We start from the raw sequence: 3,061 nt of genomic DNA on the forward strand, positions 1-3,061 counted from the left end.
GAAGAAGCTTCAGAAGATCTCGATGCGCTTACGAGATCCGCTCGTAAAGCTAAACAAACCAGTGTAACTTTTGGAAACCCAAAGGAAGGCACTGTTGCTTTGCGTAATGTTGGAAGTGGTAAAATTGCAGAAGATTCAACCGATGCAATCAATGGTTCCCAGCTTCATTCACTAGGTAATAACGTTGCTACCTATTTTGGTGGTGGCGCTAAGTATGAGAATGGAGAATGGGTAGCTCCTGCTTTCAAGGTTAAAACTGTCAAGGCTGATGGTGCTGAAATTGAAGACAAAAGCTATAGTGATGTTGCCTCTGCCTTTGAAGGTGTAGGTACTTCATTCACGAATATTACAAATGAAATAAAAAAAGAAATTGCCACTGTTCAAGGTGATGCCTTGTTGTGGAGCGAGTCTGATAAGGCCTTTGTAGCGACGCATGGAGAAGAAGATAGCAAAACAAATAGCAAAATTACATCTCTTGCAAATGGAGCAATTGATAAAAGCTCAACGGATGCAGTAGCGGGTAATCAGCTTTATACTCTAGGTAGTAGTGTTGCTACGTATTTCGGTGGCGGCGCTGGTTATAAAGATGGCGCTTTTACAGGTCCTACTTATAAATTATCTCAGATTTCTAAAGATGGTTATGTAACAGACAATTCTTTCACAGAGGTAGGAAAAGCGTTTGAAGGTCTTGATACAAATATCAAGAATGTGAATCAACGTATTAAAGATGTTTCTCAGGGTGTTGCTCAGGATTCTTTATTATGGAGCAAGGAGGAAGAAGCTTTTGTTGCGAAACATGGAGAGAATAAAAATAGCAGCAAGATTACATCTCTTGCAAATGGAGACATTTCTGTAACCTCAAGTGATGCAGTAGCGGGTAATCAGCTTTATACTCTAGGTAGTAGTGTTGCTACGTATTTCGGTGGTGGCGCTGGATATACGAATGGAGAATGGAAAGCTCCAAGTTTTACAGTTAAGAAATTTAATGCAGAAGGTGAAGAGACTGAGGAATCTTATAGCGATGTAGCAGCCGCCTTTGCTGGTGTAAGCAATTCTATTAAAGATGTTCATAATGAAGTGAACAATCAAATTAACAAAGTGGTTGGAGACAGTCTGGTTAAGCAAGATCAATTGGGTTTGATTACGATTGGTAATGAAAGAGGCGGTAATAAAATCACTCTCACAAACCGTGACGGTATGACACGGATACTTACTGGCGTGAAGGCTGGAGACATTTCTGCAACCTCAACGGATGCAGTAGCGGGTAATCAGCTTTATTCATTGGGTGATAAGGTTGCTACGTATTTTGGCGGTGGCGCTAGCTATGAGAATGGCGCATGGACAGCTCCAAGTTTCAAAGTTAAGACTGTCAAGGATGATGGTAGTGATGTTGAAGAAAACAGCTATGAGACTGTAGCGGAAGCCTTTGAGGGTGTTGGTAGTTCTTTCACGAACATTCATAACGAGATTAACAAGGAGATTAGCAAAGTCGTAGGCGATAGCCTTGTTAAGCAGGATGAAAAGACAAAGGTTATCAATATTGGTGGCGAAAAAGAAGGTACGAGCGTCAGTATTGCTAATAAGACTGGTGCGGATCGGATTCTTTCTGGGGTAAAAGAAGCAGCGAATGACAATGAAGCGGTTAACAAAGGACAGCTTGATAAAGGCTTAAAAGATCTTTCGAACAGTCTTCAGTCTGATGATTCAGCTGTTGTTCATTATGATAAAAAAGGTGATGACAATAATGCTATTGATTATGCGAGCGTGACTTTTGGTAAAGGGAAAGATTCTGCAGCTGTAGGTCTTCATAATGTTGCTGATGGTAAGATTGCCAAGGGTTCACATGATGCAATCACGGGTGGACAGGTTAACGCAATCGGTGAGGATGTTGCCAAGTTTTTAGGTGGAGGTGCTGCATTTGGCAGCGGTTCGTTTGATGGACCAACCTATAAATTGTCTCATGTTGATACAGATGGTAAGATAGAACAAAAATCTTATAAAGATGTTGGTACAGCTTTTGAGGGGATTGATACGAATATCAAGAATGTAAACCAGCAGATAAAGAATATTTCTCAAGGTGTTGCACAGGATTCTTTGTTATGGGACAAGGATGCACAGGCCTTTGTTGCAAAGCACGGAGAGAAAGCGGAAAGAAAAAATAGCAAAATTAAGTATCTTGAGGATGGTGAATTTTCAGTAGGGTCAAAAGAAGCGGTGAATGGTTCCCAACTTTATTTGGTGAGTAGTGCATTCTCTAATTATTTGGGTGGTGGTGCTGGATACAAAGAAGGTAAGTGGACTGCTCCTAATTTCAAGATTGCGCAATTTAGTGCCGATGGTACTGTTGGTGAAGAAAAGGGGTATAATAATGTTGCCAGTGCTTTTGCTGGTGTGAATACTTCTTTTACGAACCTTAATCAGGAAATTATTGATGTAAAGAACAGTATTCTTGTTACGCAAGAAGAGGGGGTAAGTCTGTTCAGAATTGGTGATAGAGGCATTCGCCTTGGTAAGTCAGCAGGTGTTATCAATATTGGTAAGGGAACCGGTGGTACTGAAATCAGTGTTTTGAATAAAGACAATGCTAATAGGAAAATTTCTGGTGTAGAGGCAGGTAATCTCTCCGTAGACTCAACGGATGCCGTAAATGGTTCACAACTTTATTCAATGGGTGATAAAGTTGTGACGTATTTTGGAGGAGGAGCAGCATTTAATGGTACTTTCACAGGCCCTACCTATAAATTATCTAAGATTTCTGAAGATGGTGCAGCAGAAAAAACTAGCTATGATAATGTTGGAAGTGCTTTTGAAGGTCTTGATACAAATATCAAGAATGTGAATCAACGCATTAAAGATGTTTCTCAGGGTGTTTCTCAGGATTCTTTATTATGGAGCAAGGAGGAAGAAGCTTTTGTTGCGAAACATGGAGAGAATAAAAATAGCAGCAAGATTACATCTCTTGCAAATGGAGACATTTCTGTAACCTCAACGGATGCGGTGAATGGCTCTCAGCTTCATTCATTAGGCGATAAGGTTGCTACATATTTTGGCGGTGGAGCTA

1 pseudogene is annotated in these 3,061 nt (G+C 40.5%); it reads left to right on the plus strand.

Annotation, left to right across the window (positions count from 1 at the left end):
- Nucleotides 1-3,061, plus strand: a pseudogene (locus ACFIKO_RS08940) (hypothetical protein); the annotation flags it as partial.

This window comes from Bartonella sp. TS82HLJMH (assembly GCF_042193495.1).
GTDB classification, from domain to species: domain Bacteria; phylum Pseudomonadota; class Alphaproteobacteria; order Rhizobiales; family Rhizobiaceae; genus Bartonella; species Bartonella grahamii.